15 protein-coding genes and 1 rRNA gene are annotated in these 16,154 nt (G+C 63.5%); all 16 read left to right on the top strand.

The features are described 5' to 3' along the window. Positions 1-210 precede the first annotated feature (210 nt). The 16 genes from rrf (at position 211) to ASU23_RS33550 (ending at position 16,150) form a co-directional block, all read left to right on the top strand. Positions 211-327: ribosomal RNA gene (rrf, locus tag ASU23_RS24210) — 5S ribosomal RNA — on the top strand. Positions 328-388: 61 nt separating this feature from the next. Next, positions 389-1,330, top strand: a complete 942-nt coding sequence (locus ASU23_RS33555) for a hypothetical protein (RefSeq protein ID WP_073513327.1) — start codon at positions 389-391, stop codon at positions 1,328-1,330. Beyond that, positions 1,327-2,310 (top strand): HAD-IIA family hydrolase, encoded by a 984-nt coding sequence (locus ASU23_RS24195; protein WP_058038833.1) that lies wholly within the window; start codon positions 1,327-1,329, stop codon positions 2,308-2,310. The genes ASU23_RS33555 and ASU23_RS24195 overlap by 4 nt, the downstream gene beginning before the upstream one ends. Positions 2,311-2,386: 76 nt before the next feature. Continuing rightward, positions 2,387-2,629, top strand: a complete 243-nt coding sequence (locus ASU23_RS24190) for a hypothetical protein (RefSeq protein ID WP_003946140.1) — start codon at positions 2,387-2,389, stop codon at positions 2,627-2,629. Between the two features lies 1 nt (position 2,630). Next, entirely contained in the window at positions 2,631-3,470 is an 840-nt protein-coding gene (locus tag ASU23_RS24185) for a TlyA family RNA methyltransferase (RefSeq protein ID WP_003946142.1), read from the top strand. Then, a complete protein-coding gene (locus ASU23_RS24180; protein ID WP_003946132.1) occupies positions 3,467-4,414 on the top strand; it encodes an NAD kinase in 948 nt (315 codons plus the stop codon). Before ASU23_RS24185 ends, ASU23_RS24180 begins: the two co-directional genes overlap by 4 nt. Before the next feature lie 2 nt (positions 4,415-4,416). Beyond that, positions 4,417-6,195, top strand: a complete 1,779-nt coding sequence (gene recN, locus ASU23_RS24175) for a DNA repair protein RecN (RefSeq protein WP_058038832.1) — start codon at positions 4,417-4,419, stop codon at positions 6,193-6,195. Between the two features lie 86 nt (positions 6,196-6,281). Continuing rightward, positions 6,282-7,466 carry a putative cytokinetic ring protein SteA gene (gene steA, locus ASU23_RS24170; RefSeq protein WP_007731902.1) on the top strand — a complete coding sequence of 395 codons (1,185 nt, stop codon included), beginning with the start codon at positions 6,282-6,284 and terminating at the stop codon, positions 7,464-7,466. After that, positions 7,463-8,416: a copper transporter gene (locus ASU23_RS24165; protein ID WP_007731900.1), complete on the top strand. Its 954-nt coding sequence runs from the start codon at positions 7,463-7,465 to the stop codon at positions 8,414-8,416. The genes steA and ASU23_RS24165 overlap by 4 nt, the downstream gene beginning before the upstream one ends. Positions 8,417-8,572: 156 nt before the next feature. Continuing rightward, positions 8,573-10,333 carry a CTP synthase gene (locus ASU23_RS24160; protein WP_003946139.1) on the top strand — a complete coding sequence of 587 codons (1,761 nt, stop codon included), beginning with the start codon at positions 8,573-8,575 and terminating at the stop codon, positions 10,331-10,333. 6 nt (positions 10,334-10,339) lie between these two features. After that, positions 10,340-10,972: an NUDIX hydrolase gene (locus ASU23_RS24155; RefSeq protein WP_019748589.1), complete on the top strand. Its 633-nt coding sequence runs from the start codon at positions 10,340-10,342 to the stop codon at positions 10,970-10,972. 1 nt (position 10,973) lies between these two features. Beyond that, positions 10,974-11,897 carry a site-specific tyrosine recombinase XerD gene (gene xerD, locus ASU23_RS24150; protein WP_007731892.1) on the top strand — a complete coding sequence of 308 codons (924 nt, stop codon included), beginning with the start codon at positions 10,974-10,976 and terminating at the stop codon, positions 11,895-11,897. 143 nt (positions 11,898-12,040) lie between these two features. Continuing rightward, positions 12,041-13,054: a ParA family protein gene (locus ASU23_RS24145; RefSeq protein WP_003946138.1), complete on the top strand. Its 1,014-nt coding sequence runs from the start codon at positions 12,041-12,043 to the stop codon at positions 13,052-13,054. A gap of 50 nt (positions 13,055-13,104) precedes the next feature. Beyond that, positions 13,105-13,926, top strand: coding sequence for a ScpA family protein (locus ASU23_RS24140; protein WP_046379919.1), 822 nt, complete (start codon positions 13,105-13,107; stop codon positions 13,924-13,926). Positions 13,927-13,967: 41 nt separating this feature from the next. Then, positions 13,968-14,651 carry an SMC-Scp complex subunit ScpB gene (scpB, locus tag ASU23_RS24135; RefSeq protein WP_037127047.1) on the top strand — a complete coding sequence of 228 codons (684 nt, stop codon included), beginning with the start codon at positions 13,968-13,970 and terminating at the stop codon, positions 14,649-14,651. A gap of 77 nt (positions 14,652-14,728) precedes the next feature. Further along, entirely contained in the window at positions 14,729-16,150 is a 1,422-nt protein-coding gene (locus ASU23_RS33550; protein WP_082661454.1) for a pseudouridine synthase, read from the top strand. The last annotated feature ends 4 nt before the right edge of the window (positions 16,151-16,154 follow it).

Below are 16,154 nucleotides of genomic sequence, written 5' to 3'. Positions count from 1 at the left end.
TGGAAGTGCAGTAATGCATGCAGGTGACTGGTACTAATAGGCCGAGGACTTACCACAAAGAAGCTACGCGTCCACTGTGCGGTATCTGAAACAACACACAGATACTGATGAGAAACCCTGGTTTCTCCATCCCCCAACACCAGAAACTGGTGTTGACGGGTGGTGAAACCAGGTGATCAGAAGAAGGTTACTGTGACAGTTTCATAGAGTTACGGCGGTCATAGCGAAGGGGAAACGCCCGGTCCCATTCCGAACCCGGAAGCTAAGCCCTTCAGCGCCGATGGTACTGCACTCGACAGGGTGTGGGAGAGTAGGACACCGCCGAACACCCGTTAACCGAAAGGGGACCCAACATATTGGGTCCCCTTTCGTGCGTTGTATGAGAGGAATGACTGTGTCGGAGAATGGCGACGAGCGTCGGTCCTTCCGTGGGGGAGGAGCGCCTCGATCAGGTGGCCCCCGTCGTGACAACGACGGGCGTGGATCACGCGGCGCTGCAGGCGGAGACCGCCGCGGTGGTGCCGGAGACAACAACCGTGGCGGTGCTGGAAACAGTAACCGCGGCGGCGGATTCAACGGCGGACAGCGTCGCGGCGGCGAGGGTGGGTTCACCCCTCGTGGACGCGATGGCGACCGCAACCGTCAGCAAGCACGACCTGACGAACCGGATTTGCCCGACAACGTAGAGCCCACGGAGTTGGACCCAGCCGTTCGTCGGGATCTGCTCAGCCTCGACAAGGACAACGCCAACACAGTTGCGCGTCACCTCGTCATGGCGGGCAAGCTCGTCGACGAAGATCCGGAACTCGCACTGCTCCACGCTCGCGCTGCCCGTCAGCGCGCCGGCCGAATTGCGGTCGTTCGTGAAGCTGCCGGAATCACCGCGTACCACGCCGGTGAATGGGCTGAAGCTCTCTCCGAGCTTCGTGCTGCCCGTCGAATGGCTGGCGGACCGGGTCTGATCGCTGTCATGGCCGACTGCGAACGCGGTTTGGGTCGACCAGAACGCGCGATCGAGCTCGGCCGTAGCGACGAGGCTGCCCTGCTTTCGGGCGACGAGGCGTCTGAGTTGAGGATCGTCGTCGCAGGCGCCCGCATGGATCTCGGTCAGTTCGATCAGGCAGTTGTCACACTGCAGACCAAGGATCTGGACGCAGCGCGTACCGGTGAAGCTGCGGCTCGGCTGTTCTACGCCTACGCCGATGCCCTCGTTGCAGCTGGTCGTGTCGAAGACGGACTGAAGTGGTTCCTCAACGCTGCAGCTGCTGACCTCGAGGGTGACACGGATGCTGAAGAACGGGTGGCCGAGTTGACCGGAGAAGATCAGTGACCGTGCTTCGTACTCAGTACGACGTACTTTTGCTCGATCTCGATGGCACTCTGTACGCCGGAGCTCATGCGATTCCCGGCACCCAGGCCGCTCTCGGTCAGGGCACGCAGGCCTTGTACTACGTGACCAACAATGCGAGTCGCTCGCCTTCGGCAGTGTCGGCGCATCTGACCGAACTCGGTTTCGATTCCGAAGACGATCGTGTCGTCACCAGTTCTCAGACGGCAGTGCGTCTGCTTACGGAGCGTCTCGAACCCGGTGCCGCTGTGCTCGTCGTCGGTACCGACGCATTGGCCGACGAGGTGACGCGCGTCGGGTTGCTTCCGGTGCGCGAATTCGCGGATTCTCCGGTTGCTGTCGTTCAAGGACATTCGACGGAGACCAACTGGTCGATCCTTGCCGAGGCGTGCTTGGCGATCCGGGCCGGTGCGCTGTGGGTAGCGGCAAACCTGGACACAACACTGCCGTCGGAGCGGGGTTTGGTGCTGGGCAACGGCTCGATGGTGGCAGCTCTACGCGCTGCGACCAAGCAGGAACCGTTGGTGGCAGGTAAGCCTGCTGCACCGCTGATGGAGGACGCGCTCGCTCGCAGTGGGTGCTCGCGTCCACTGGTGGTCGGTGATCGTTTGGACACCGATATCGAAGGCGCACACGCTGTTTCGATCGACTCGTTGTTGGTTCTCACCGGTGTGAGCACGCCGGGTGACGTACTGCGGGCTCCGGTTGAGCAGCGCCCCACCTACATTGCAGCAACTCTGGATTCGCTCAATCAGCCGGCCGTCGAATCGCTGGTCGGTGCGGACTCCAAGTGGTCTGTCTCCGTGAACGGGTCGGCGCTGGTTGTCGACGGCCCGGTTGTCGGGGACGAGATGTCGCTTCTACGCGCGGTTGCGCCTGTCGCATGGGCTAATCCGTCGTTCCGGACCCTGGAAGCGTCGGATGCCGGCGTGGCGGATCTGTTTGCATCCTGGCTCGTCTGATCTCTCGCAAATGTGTTCGACTCGCGGGGGTGCGGGTGTATGCGTAACCGAGAGTCATGCACTAACGTTGTGCCCGATGAGCACGCCGACACCGCACCCCGGAAACACGAGTAACGGATCTCCGTTGCCCGGGCCACGCCCTTCCGTCGATCCGGAACGCATACGTTCTGACGTCGACGGTTTGCTGGCGCGCCTCGGTGGCATCGAACAGGATCCGAACGATCAGCACGGAGCAGGTGTGATTCCGCAGAAGGCACATATTTTGGAACAGGCACACGAGGTGCTCGTCCAGGCACTCGCCTCTGTGGACAGGGCTTGACGTGGCACGTAGAGCACGGGTGGACGCCGAACTTGTCCGTCGCGGACTCGCACGGTCACGAGATCATGCGCAAGAACTGATTTCCGCCGGGCGAGTTCTCATCTCGGGAGCCGTTGCGACCAAGCCTGCGACGGCGATCGAAGCCGGAACGCCACTTCGGGTCGTCGAGGTGGAGCAGGAAGTTTCGTGGGCGTCGCGGGGTGCTCACAAACTGATCGGCGCACTCGACGCCTTCGGTGCCGAAGGATTGACGGTCGAAGGTCGCCGTTGCCTCGACGCCGGCGCATCCACCGGTGGGTTCACCGATGTTCTGCTGACGCGTGGTGCGAAGGAAGTTGTCGCAGTCGACGTCGGCTACGGACAACTGGTGTGGCGCCTGCAGTCCGATGACCGGGTGCACGTCATCGACCGAACCAATGTTCGTGCAATTGATGCAGAGACCATCGGCGGAACTGTCGATCTCGTTGTCGCGGACTTGTCGTTCATTTCTCTCAAACTTGTACTCGGGGCGTTTGTCGCCTGTACTGCTGACGGCGCGGACCTGGTTCCGATGGTCAAGCCTCAGTTCGAGGTGGGCAAGGACCGCGTCGGTGCCGGTGGCGTCGTACGAGATCCGGAATTGCGAATCTCGGCTGTGCTCGACGTGTCGGAGGCTGCTGCAAAGGTAGGTCTGCGGACGTTAGGTGTTGTGGCCAGCCCATTGCCCGGTCCGTCGGGAAATGTCGAGTATTTCCTGTGGCTTCGAAAGACAGGTTCGCCCGGTGATCACGAGCCGGACACCGAGGGAATTCCTTCGGTGGAGGACATGATTCGCAAGGCTGTAGAGGAAGGGCCCCAGTGAACGCGGTCACGAACGGCGAGTCGCGCGAGATCCTTCTTGTCGCACACCCTGGTCGACGTGACATCACGGAAACCGCCAAACGAGTCGGGAAGATTTTCGAACGGGCGGGAATCGGGCTGCGAGTCCTCGTCGACGAAGCAGACAGCTCGCGCATCGAAGCAATGACGGAACCCGCGGGCTTCTCTGCGCCGGGTCTCGACGTCACGGTTGTTCATCCCGGCCCTGATGCTGCCGTCGGATGCGAGTTAGTTCTGGTTCTCGGTGGTGACGGCACATTTCTGCGCGCCGCCGAACTCGCTCAAGAAGCGTCCATTCCGGTACTGGGCATCAACCTCGGACGGATCGGATTTCTGGCAGAGACCGAGGCCGAGCATCTCGACGAGGCGCTCGCACAGGTAGTTCGCAAGGAATATCGCGTCGAGTCCCGTATGACACTCGACGTTGTGATTCGGGTGGACGACGAGATCATCGATCGCGGGTGGGCGCTCAACGAGGCCAGTATCGAGAATCGTTCGCGTCTGGGAGTTCTCGAAGTTGTCCTCGAAGTCGACGGCCGACCGGTGTCTGCCTTCGGTTGCGACGGTGTTCTCGTGTCCACTCCTACAGGCTCGACCGCTTACGCATTTTCCGCAGGCGGCCCTGTCGTGTGGCCCGAACTCGAAGCTTTGCTCGTCGTACCCAGCAACGCGCATGCGCTGTTCGCGCGGCCGTTGGTCACCAGCCCGAATTCGATCATCGCGGTGGAGACCGTCGCCGGTAGCCACGACGGCCTGGTCTTCTGCGACGGTCGTCGTACGTTGGAACTGCCTGCCGGCGCTCGCGTCGAGATCGTTCGCGGCGCCACTCCCGTCAAGTGGGTCCGGTTGGACTCTGCGCCCTTCGCTGATCGGATGGTTCGCAAGTTCGAGCTTCCGGTTACCGGATGGCGAGGAAGGAAGCCTTAATCGTGCTCGCAGAGATCCGTATCGACAGTCTCGGTGTGATCTCCGAGGCCAGCGCCCAGTTCCACGAGGGCCTGACCGTCCTGACCGGTGAAACCGGCGCAGGTAAAACGATGGTCGTCACCAGCTTGCACCTCCTCAGCGGAGCGCGAGCCGATGCCGGTCGGGTGCGGTTGGGCGCGTCGCGAGCCGTCGTCGAAGGACGATTCATCGCCGACGACGTCTCACCGGCCACCGAGCGTGAGATCGTCCGAATCCTGGAATCGTCCGGCGCCGAGCGCGACGAGGACGGGACCATCATCGCCGTCCGGACAGTCGGCAGCGACGGCCGCTCACGGGCTCATCTCGGCGGACGAAGCGTGCCGGCGGGAGTTCTCTCCGAATTCACGGACCCACTTCTGACTGTCCACGGACAGAACGATCAGCTGCGATTGCTTCGTCCCGACCAGCAACGCAATGCGCTGGACCGCTTCGGGGACAAGGCAATCGGAACGCTGCTGACGAGGTACCGCAAACACCGTCGTGAATGGCTCGATGCTCGTTCGGAGTTGATCGAACGCACGTCGAAGGCTCGTGAACTGGCGCAAGAAGCAGATCAGTTGACCTTCGCGCTCAACGAAATCGACGGCGTGGCACCCGAGCCAGGCGAGGACACGGCGATAGTTGCCGAAGTTCGACGACTCAGTGAACTCGATTCGCTCCGCTCGGCTGCGGAAGGGGCGCACGCTGCGCTCGCCGGTAGTGACGACATGGCAAGCGGCGACGTCGGGGTCATGCCGGCGCTAGACCTGATGTCCGAAGCGCGGGCGCGTATCGAGTCGGTCACCGACGCAGATCTGGACGGCCTCGGTTCCCGGTTGGCCGACGCTATTGCCGTCGTCACCGATGTTGCCGGTGACCTGAACACCTATCTGTCCGGGCTGCCCGCAGACCCGGGTGCTCTGGACTCGCTGCTGTCGCGGCAATCGGAACTGAAGACTCTGACTCGCAAGTACGCCGCCGATGTCGACGGTGTTCTCGAATGGGCAGATACCGCTCGCGCTCGTCTGTCCAAACTCGACGTGTCGTCGGATGCGTTGTCGCTGTTGGCCAAGCAGGTCGAGGAGACGGCTGGCCTCACCGCGGAAGCCGCCACAAAGCTGAGCGCCGCGCGAGTCAAGGCAGCGGCAAAGCTCGCCAAAGCCGTCAGCGCGGAACTCGCCGGTCTGGCGATGGGACGTGCGGGTTTCGAGGTGACTGTGCGCTCGCAGCCTGCCGGCCCGCAGGACTCGGCGCCGCTCAGCGTCGGGGGAGTAGACCTTCATGCCGGGTCTGCCGGCGTCGACGAGGTGGAATTCCGTCTGTCTGCGCACAGCGGGGCACCGTCACTTCCGATCAGCAAGAGCGCTTCCGGTGGCGAGCTGTCACGCGTCATGCTGGCGCTCGAGGTTGTTCTCGCTGGTAGCGACACCGGTGCGACGATGGTTTTCGACGAAGTGGACGCGGGGGTCGGTGGTCGCGCTGCTGTCGAGATCGGCCGCCGATTGGCGAAACTTGCTCGTACGCATCAGGTTATCGTCGTCACCCACCTTCCGCAGGTTGCTGCGTTTGCCGACACCCACCTCGTGGTGGACAAGGTCGACGACAAAGGCGGCGTGGTGAGCAGTGGCGTGCGGACCTTGTCGGATTCGGATCGGGTGGTCGAATTGGCCCGTATGTTGGCAGGGCTGGACGACACCGAGACCGGTCGTGCGCACGCCGAAGAACTGCTCGAGATCGCGAATGCGGCCCGCGTCACAGATTGAAGGTTCTGTGGTGTTGGTGTGACTGATGTGGTAGTTGTCGGCGCGCCTCCACCGGTCAACGCGGTTTCAGGTTCATCATCGAAGCCATGAAGATGCCCGGATTGCTCTCACGTAACACCGAATCCTTGCCTGGGATCAGTGGCATCGCCAGGGCCGATCGGAACACGGCGAAGCTTCTACGCCGCGTCGGTCCTGGAGACATCGTGATCCTCGACGAAGTCGACATCGATCGCCGGACCGCCGATGCTCTGGTGAAAGCCGGAGTCATGGCCGTGGTCAACGCGTCGCCGTCGATTTCGGGGCGGTACCCCAACCTCGGACCGGAAGTGATCGTCGCCAACGACATCGTTCTGATCGATGCCGTAGACGGTGACGTCTTCAAGAACGTCAAGGACGGCAGCAAGATCCGCCTGCACGAGGGCGAGATCTTCAACGGCGAGAAGAGCCTCGTCAAGGGCGAAGAGCAGACCGAGGCCGAGATCTCCGATCGGATGATCGAGGCCAAGACCGGCCTGGTCGATCACCTGGAAGCGTTCTCGGGTAACACCATCGAGTTCATCCGCACCGAAAGTCCTTTGCTGATCGACGGAATCGGTGTTCCGGACATCGACATCGACTTGAAGGATCGCCACGTCGTGGTCGTCTCCGACGGACCCGAACACGAGGCCGATCTGAAGAACCTCAAGCCCTTCATCAAGGAGTATTCGCCGATCCTGATCGGTGTCGGTGCAGGTGCGGACGTGTTGAGCAAGGCCGGATACCGCCCCGATCTGATCGTGGGCGACCCGGAAGAGATCACCAGTTCCACCCTCAAGTCCGGCGCGGAAGTTGTTCTGCCCGCAGACCAGGACGGTCATGCGGCGGGGCTTTCCCGAATCCAGGATCTCGGGATCGGGGCGATGACGTTCCCGGCGACCTGCTCACCGACCGACCTTGCGCTGCTGCTCGCCGATCACCACGGAGCTTCACTGATCGTGACGGTCGGCAACGTGGTGTCCTTGGACGAGTTCTTCGACCGTGGGCGTCGTGAAAGCAATCCGTCGGCGTTCATGACTCGGCTCAAGGTGGGACCGAAACTGGTCGACGCCAAGGCTGTGGCAACGCTGTATCGAAGTCGAGTGTCCGGCGGCGCGATCGCGCTCCTGGTGCTCGCCGCCCTGGTGGCAGTGATCGTCGCCCTGGTCGTGTCCAATGCCGGTAGTGAAGTTCTCGACTGGGCAATCGCAACGTGGAACAGCTTCGCGCTGTGGGTTCAGGGGCTCTTCAAGTGATTTCGATGCGTCAACATGCAATTTCCATAGCGGCAATCTTCCTGGCACTCGCGATCGGCGTGGTGCTCGGTTCCGGAATGCTGTCCAGTGGATTGCTTTCGGGTCTGCGCGACGACAAGGCGGACCTGCAGAACGAGATCGAAGACCTCAATCAACAGTCCAATCAGCTTCAGCAGCAACTCAATTCCGCGGACGGCTTCGATGCTGCTGTCGGCGGTCGCGTCGTGCGTGACAGTCTCGCTGGTCGCACCGTCGTCGTCATCACGGCACCGGACGCCGATCCCGGTGATCTCGACGGTGTCAATCGACTCGTCACTGCCGCCGGTGGCGCCGTGACCGGACGCGTCTCGCTCACCGATTCGTTTGTCGACGCCACGGGCGGTGACCGCTTGCGGACCGTCGTCACCAATGTCATCCCTGCGGGCATCACACTCAAGACCGGTGCGGTCGATCAGGGCAGTCTCGCGGGTGATCTGCTCGGTTCGGTTCTGCTTCTCAACGGGCAGAACAGCGAGCCGCAGAGCACTCCGGACGAGATGAATCTCGCGCTCGACTCGCTGCGTAGCGCCGGTTTCATCAGCTACGACGACGGAGCGGTCAAGCCGGCTCAACTCGCGGTGGTTCTCACCGGCGACAACAAGAGTGAATCCGACGCAGCCACCGGTAACCGCGGCGCCGTCATCGCCCGGTTCGCTGGTGCTCTCGACGGACGCGGCGCAGGAACGATTCTCGCGGGCCGGCCTGGCTCGGCCGAGGGCAGTGGTCCGGTTGCCGTCGCTCGTGCGGACGCGGCGCTCTCAGCGGGCTTGACGACCATCGACAACATCGATCGGGAGTCGGGCAAGATCACCACGCCGTTGGCGCTGCAGGAACAGTTGAACGGCGGCGCCGGCCGCTACGGCACGGGACCGGGAGCGGCGGCGGTCACCGTCGGCGCACCCACCAACTGAACACCCCGGTATTGATACGCCGGTCACATCGGGGGCGGAAAGTCGGCGCGTTGTAGGCACCGACCCCCGATAGGTGTTACCGTGAAATCCCGTGGGTCGGCAGGCCCCAGCATGCTTCATCAGACCAAGCCCTGCACAGTCGTCACGGGAGCCCCTTTGCCACAGTCACGCACTAACACGCGTACCGCCACCAAGCACATCTTCGTCAGCGGAGGTGTAGCTTCCTCGCTCGGCAAAGGTTTGACCGCCTCGAGCCTGGGACAGTTGTTGACCGCGCGGGGAATGCGCGTGACCATGCAGAAGCTCGATCCCTATCTCAATGTGGATCCGGGCACCATGAACCCCTTCCAGCACGGCGAGGTCTTCGTCACCGAAGACGGTGCCGAGACCGACCTCGACGTCGGACACTACGAGCGGTTCCTCGACCGTGACCTCTCCGGCCAGGCGAACGTCACCACCGGCCAGGTCTACTCGACGGTCATCGCCAAGGAACGCCGCGGCGAGTACCTCGGCGACACCGTTCAGGTCATCCCGCACATCACCGACGAGATCAAGCGTCGCATCCTCGAGATGAGCGGTCCGGATCTGCAGGGACACCGCCCGGACGTCGTGATCACCGAAATCGGTGGCACCGTCGGCGACATCGAATCGCAGCCCTTCCTCGAAGCCGCTCGCCAGGTCCGCCACGACGTCGGCCGCGACAACGTCTTCTTCCTGCACGTCTCCCTCGTGCCGTACCTCGGCCCCTCCGGAGAACTCAAGACCAAGCCCACGCAGCACTCGGTTGCGTCGTTGCGCAGCATCGGCATTCAGCCCGACGCGCTGATCCTTCGTTGCGATCGTGACGTTCCGCAGGGCCTCAAGAACAAGATCGCCCTGATGTGCGACGTGGACGTCGACGCCTGCATCTCGACGCCCGACGCTCCCTCGATCTACGACATCCCGAAGGTTCTGCACCGTGAGGGCCTCGACGCCTACGTCGTTCGCCAGCTCGGTCTCCCGTTCCGCGACGTCGACTGGACCGTGTGGGGCAACCTCCTCGATCGTGTTCACCAGCCGCGTGAGACCGTGCGGGTCGCGTTGGTCGGCAAGTACGTCGACCTGCCCGACGCATACCTCTCCGTCACCGAGGCACTGCGCGCCGGTGGATTCGCGAACCGGTCCAAGGTCGAGATCTCCTGGGTCCCGTCGGACGCCTGTGAGACCGAAGCCGGAGCGCAGGCCGCTCTCGGTGACGTCGACGGTGTTCTGATCCCCGGCGGCTTCGGCATCCGCGGCATCGAAGGCAAGCTCGGCGCGATCCGTTTCGCACGTTCGCGCAAGCTGCCGCTGCTGGGTCTGTGCCTGGGTCTGCAGTGCGTCGTCATCGAAGCTGCTCGTAGCGTCGGCCTCGACGATGCCAACTCGGCCGAGTTCGAGCCGGACACCAAGCATCCGGTCATCTCGACGATGGCTGATCAGGAAGACGTCATCGCCGGTGACGCCGACCTCGGTGGCACCATGCGTCTGGGTGCTTACCCGGCCGTGCTGACTAAGGGTTCCGTCGTCGCTCAGGCCTACGGAACCGAGGACGTCTCCGAGCGTCACCGTCACCGTTACGAGGTCAACAACACCTACCGCGACCGGATTGCCAAGTCCGGCTTGCAGTTCAGCGGAACCTCACCGGACGGCCACCTGGTCGAGTTCGTCGAGTACCCGCGTGAGCAGCATCCGTTCTTCGTTGCCACCCAGGCACACCCGGAGCTCAAGAGCCGCCCGACACGCCCGCATCCGCTGTTCGCCGCCTTCGTCGAAGCAGCGTTGACGTACAAGCTCGAAGAGCGCCTGCCCGTCGACGTCCACGGTGACGAGAAGATCGACACCGCCGCCACCGAGACGGCGCTCGACGCTGCAGTCGAGAACGTGGAAAAGGTCTAGCCGCACATGAGCGATCCCGGTCGGCACGAATTCGACACCCTCGGCTCCAAGACGGTCTACACCGGCGCGATCATCGCGTTGCGCGTCGACACCGTTGCGATGCCTGGTGGTCAGCGTGCCGATCGGGAAGTCGTCGAACACCACGGCGCCGTTGCCGTCGTGGCACTGGACGAGCACGACAACCTGGTGCTGATTCACCAGTACCGTCACCCGCTCGGGCACCGGTTGTGGGAAATCCCTGCCGGTCTGCTCGACGCTGCGGGGGAGAGCCCGGTCGAGGCGGCAGCGCGCGAGCTGGGCGAAGAAACCGGACTCGGCGCCGATCGGTGGTCGGTGCTGGTCGATGTCGCTCTCTCACCCGGGTTCACGGACGAGGCGGTTCGCGTCTTCCTCGCCGAGGGGTTGCACGAGGTGGAGCGCGACGATCCCGAACACGAAGAAGCCGATCTCGAGATTTCGCGGGTTCCGCTCGCCGACGCCGTCGACATGGCGCTACGCGGCGACATCGTCAATGCCACAGCGGTATCAGGCATTCTCGCGATCGCCACCGCACGCGCGACGGGCAAGCCGCTGCGCCCCGCCGACGCACCGTGGCCCGATCGTCCTCGCGCATTCGGAGAACGCAAGTCGCGAGCCTGAAGTGCTTGCCCGACAGGTGGACTCGTATCTCGACCATCTAGCGGTCGAGCGAGGATCTGCGCGCAATACTCTACTTTCCTATCGCCGCGACCTGAATCGGTACGCGGAGTACCTGCACGGACGCGGCATCGACGACGTCGCGGGCGTGACGGAGAACGACGTCACCGAATTCGTGACACATCTGCGCCTGGGTGACAAAGATTCCGGCGTCGTACCATTGGCGGCCAGTTCGGCAGCACGCACCCTGATCGCGGTTCGCGGATTCCACAAGTTTTCCGCCGCCGAAGGTCTGGTCAGCGTCGACGTGGCCCGAACGGTCAAGCCGCCGACGCCCGGACGCAAGCTGCCCAAGGCCCTGCCTCTCGACGACGTGATCGCCCTGCTCGACGCTTCGGGTGGCGGTGCGGCCGGTGACGGGCCCCGCGACCTGCGGGATCGCGCTCTGCTCGAGCTCCTGTACTCGACCGGAGCGCGAATCACCGAGGCGATCGATCTGGACGTCGACGACATCGATACCGAAACTCGTTCCGTGCTGCTCAAGGGCAAGGGCGGCAAGCAGCGGATCGTCCCCGTCGGCAGGCCGGCGATCGCCGCCGTCGACGCGTATCTCGTCCGCGGGCGCCCCAGCCTGGCGACGCGCGGTGTTCCTGCCCTCTTTCTCAACGCGCGCGGTGGACGCCTCTCGCGTCAAAGCGCGTGGCAGATACTTCAGGATGCGGCGGCGTCGGCCGGGATCAAGGCGGACGTCTCACCCCACACGCTCAGGCACTCGTTTGCCACACACCTGCTCGACGGCGGCGCGGACGTACGCGTCGTGCAGGAACTTCTCGGTCACGCTTCGGTAACCACGACGCAGATCTACACACTGGTCACCGTCACCGCGTTGCGCGAAGTGTGGGCTCAGGCACACCCGCGTGCCCGTTAGGGGTTGGTTGGCTCATGCGTGTCTGCGAGACCATTCGGTGATGTAAGCGGTAGCGTTCAAGGAGCGCGAGCGGCCTCCACCGCAGTTTCGGGGGTTTGCCGGCGCCGAGAGCAACCGCCGAAAGAGTAGGGGAGCATCGGACCGTGTCGACATCGCAGCCACCAGCGGCGGAGTCCGCGCCGCCGCATGTCAATGCCCAACTCTTCGAGCGCGTGAACGAATCAGCACCAGCTGTACCCTCCGAACCAGAGGCGATGTTCGAAATAGATACGACGCCAGTAGCCTCTCCACCTGCGGAAACCCTCACCGTTTCCGCGGAAGAACTCGGCCCGACAGGTCGACCGGTCCGCGAGGTGCCCCAACCGACACCGTTGGCGCACCACGGACCCGCGATGATCATCGCGATGTGCAACCAGAAGGGCGGCGTCGGCAAGACGACGTCGACCATCAACCTGGGTGCATCGTTGGCTGAATACGGTCGTCGAGTGCTCCTGGTGGATCTCGATCCGCAAGGCGCGTTGTCTGCCGGACTGGGCGTTCAGCATCACGACCTCGAACTGACCGTCCATAACCTTCTGGTCGAACCACGTGTGTCCATCGACGACGTGCTGATGCGAACCCGGGTAGACGGCCTCGACCTGCTCCCCAGCAATATCGACCTTTCGGCCGCCGAGATCCAATTGGTCACCGAGGTCGGGCGTGAGCAGACCTTGGGACGCGTGTTGCACCCTGTTCTCGATCGGTACGACTACGTGCTCATCGACTGCCAGCCGTCGCTTGGCCTGCTCACCGTGAATGCGTTGGCCTGCGCCGATTCGGTCATCATTCCGATGGAATGCGAGTACTTCAGCCTGCGCGGCCTGGCACTCCTCAACGACACCGTCGAAAAGGTGCACGACCGTCTCAATCCGAAGCTCGAGTTGGCCGGCATCGTCGTCACGATGTTCGACGCTCGGACCCTGCACGCCCGTGAGGTGATGGCACGCGTCGTCGAGGTGTTCGGCGACGTCGTCTACGACACGGTGATCAACCGCACCGTTCGATTCCCCGAAACCAGCGTCGCCGGTGAGCCGATCACGACGTGGGCGCCGAAATCGGCTGGGGCCGAGGCATATAGAGCATTGGCCCGCGAGGTCATTCACCGGTCTGGTCGTTAGTGGAACTGATTGCATCGCAAGAAGATTCGGTCGAAGTCGAGCCGGATTCGATCGACCCGAACGTGCCGACCGACGCTCAGACCGCAGCCAAGGCTGCCGGTTTCCGAGTCACTCTCAGGAACTTCGAAGGCCCGTTCGATCTGCTGTTGAACCTGATCAATCAACGGCAACTCGATGTCACCGAAGTCGCCCTGCACACCGTCACGGACGATTTCATCGCATACACCAAGGAACTCGGCAGTGCGATGGGCCTCGATCAGACAACAGAGTTTCTGGTCGTCGCGGCCACGCTTCTGGATCTGAAAGCCGCAAGGCTGTTGCCCGCCGGGCAGGTCGAGGACGCGGAGGATCTGGCGCTACTCGAAGCCCGCGACCTTCTCTTCGCGCGACTGCTGCAGTACCGGGCGTACAAACAAGTTGCGGCGCTGTTCGGTGAGTTGGAGGAAGCAGCGCTGCGGCGCTATCCGCGCTCGGTTGCCGTCGAGGATCAGTTCACCGAACTCCTGCCCGAGGTGTTGTTGGGCGTCGACCCTCAGCGTTTTGCGGAGATCGCGGCGACTGTGTTCACACCACGTCCGGTGCCGACGGTGGGCCTCGATCACCTCCATGTGTCCAATATCTCGATACCCGAGCAGGCCGAGCGAATTCTCGAGTTGCTGCGCGAGCGAGGCATAGGGGAGTGGACACCCTTCGGGGACCTCGTTGCCGAGTGTGAGATCACCGTCGAGATAGTCGCAAGATTTCTCGCGTTGCTCGAGTTGTATCGCCGGCAGGTCATTGTGTTCGAGCAACCCGAAGCACTCGGACCGCTGATGGTGAGTTGGACCGGAGACGACCCGGCCGCGCCGGTCACAGAGGAGGACTACGGATGAACGCCGAGCCGACGGAACCAGAGTCTTCGCAGCTAGACGAGATGATCGAGCCTACCGAACACGCCTCGGAGTCCGAAGATTCCGCCCCCGATTTCGAACTCGACGACGATCAACTCGACGCAGTGCTGGAGTCGCTTCTGCTTGTCGTGGATTCGCCGGCCGAAGTGAACCAACTCGCATCTGTCACCGGAACCGCGCCGGAACGAGTCGAAGAACGCCTGACGTCGATGTCGGCCGCATTGACCGCTCGCGGCAGCGGAATGGACCTTCGCTACGCGGGCGACGGATGGCGTCTGTACACGCGACAAGAGTTTGCCCCGTACGTGGAAAAGCTGCTATTGGACGGCGCACGCACCAAATTGACCAGGGCGGCATTGGAAACTTTGGCCGTAGTCGCATACCGTCAACCGTTGACTCGTGCGCGGATCAGTGCGGTACGAGGCGTCAACGTGGACGGGGTGGTACGCACCCTCCTTGCCCGCGGACTGATCGCGGAAGCCGGGCCTGACCCGGACACCAACGCGACACGGTACTCCACGACCGAACTGTTCCTCGAACGGCTCGGCCTGGCCTCGCTCAGCGAGCTCCCGGAGTTGGCCCCGCTCTTGCCTGATGTCGATCTCATCGACGACATCAGCGAAAGCCTGGAATCCGATCCGCGATTTGCGAGAATGAACAAGGCAGACGTGCCCGCTGACGTAGTGGACACCGAAGTCGACGACTGACCGGAATTCCGGCGCTCGTCAGCACCGAGAAAGACCCGACCACGCTCGGGAAACAGTAGAAAACTGACAGGAAAAAAGTGAACAATCCCGCTCGCCGAGATGGCACACCGGACCGTAACAACTCCCGCGACAACCGCGGCGCACGCAGCGATGCCCCCCGTGGTGGTCGCAGCGACGCCCCCCGCGGCGCACGTAGCGAAGCGCCCCGTGGTGGACGCAGCAACACTTCCCGCAGTACCTCTGGATACGACCGCAACGCCGGATCCGACCGTCCCCGCATGGACGACCGTCGCGGTGGATTCAATGATGACCGTCGCCCGCCGCGCAGCGATGACCGTCGCCCGCCGCGCAGCGATGACCGTCGCCCGCCGCGCAGCGATGACCGTCGCCCCGCACGTATGGACGACCGCCGTGGCGGTTACAACGACGATCGGCGCGGACCCCGCAGCGACGACCGTCGTACTCCCCACGTCGACGCCCGTCGCGCACCGCGTGGCGGCGCTGACCGTCGTAGTGACGATCAGCGCGGCGCACGCCCCGACGCTCCTCGCGGCGGCGCATGGTCGAACGCACCTCGTGGGTCCAAGTTCGACGGACCTCCGCGCAAGCGCCCGGCAGCCCCGACACCGCCGGCGACCAACAAGCGTGGCAAGCCGAAGACCGAGAAGCCGCAGCGCGTCGTCTCTCAGAACCCGTTGGTCTCCAACGCCAAGCCGGCGCGTCATCAGCATGCCGAGATCACCAAGCACGACGGCCCGCCGAAGGGCGACGGCGTCCGCTTGCAGAAGGTGCTGGCTCAGGCCGGCGTCGCATCACGCCGTGCAGCTGAAGAACTGATCGATCAGGGTCGCGTCGAGGTCGACGGCCGCATCGTGGTCGAACAGGGTCTGCGTGTCGACCCCGAGAACGCAGTGGTTCGTGTCGACGGCGTCCGCGTCGTCGTGCAGAAGGACCTCGTCTACCTCGCGATGAACAAGCCGCGTGGCTGGCAGTGCACCATGTCCGACGATCTCGGTCGTCCGTGCGTCGGTGACATCGTCTCCGAGCGCGTTCAGTCGGGTCAGCGGCTCTTCCACGTCGGCCGTCTCGACGCCGACACCGAAGGCTTGCTTCTCTTCACCAACGACGGTGACTTGGCTCACCGCCTGATGCACCCGTCGTTCGAGGTTCCGAAGACGTACCTCGCCACGGTTCACGGCGTTGTCGAGCGCAGCACCGGCAAGCAGCTGCGTGACGGTGTCACTCTCGATGACGGTCCGGCCAAGGTGGACGCGTTCACCGTGCTCGAGATCAACGAGGGCAAGACGCTCGTCAAGCTCGTACTGCACGAGGGCCGTAAGCACATCGTGCGTCGCCTCCTCGATGCCGTCGGTCACCCCGTTGTCCGCCTGGTACGCACCAACGTCGGAGTTGTCGCTCTCGGCGATCAGCGTCCGGGAACGCAGCGCGTCCTCGGACGTAGCGAGGTCGGTGGACTGTACGAGGCGGTCGGCCTGTGACCGA

The sequence above is a fragment of the Rhodococcus sp. KB6 genome, from assembly GCF_001445685.1.
GTDB classification, from domain to species: domain Bacteria; phylum Actinomycetota; class Actinomycetes; order Mycobacteriales; family Mycobacteriaceae; genus Rhodococcus_F; species Rhodococcus_F qingshengii.
The sequence above is the reverse complement of the archived record's forward strand: the minus strand, read 5'-3'. Positions and strand labels throughout refer to the sequence as shown.

Excerpts from the sequence above, each read along its gene's own strand:
- ASU23_RS33555 (WP_073513327.1), top strand. The coding sequence starts at position 389 with ATGACTGTGTCGGAGAATGGCGACGAGCGTCGGTCCTTCCGTGGGGGA.
- scpB (WP_037127047.1), top strand. The coding sequence starts at position 13,968 with ATGATCGAGCCTACCGAACACGCCTCGGAGTCCGAAGATTCCGCCCCC.
- steA (WP_007731902.1), top strand. The coding sequence starts at position 6,282 with ATGAAGATGCCCGGATTGCTCTCACGTAACACCGAATCCTTGCCTGGG.
- ASU23_RS24155 (WP_019748589.1), top strand. The coding sequence starts at position 10,340 with ATGAGCGATCCCGGTCGGCACGAATTCGACACCCTCGGCTCCAAGACG.
- ASU23_RS24190 (WP_003946140.1), top strand. The coding sequence starts at position 2,387 with ATGAGCACGCCGACACCGCACCCCGGAAACACGAGTAACGGATCTCCG.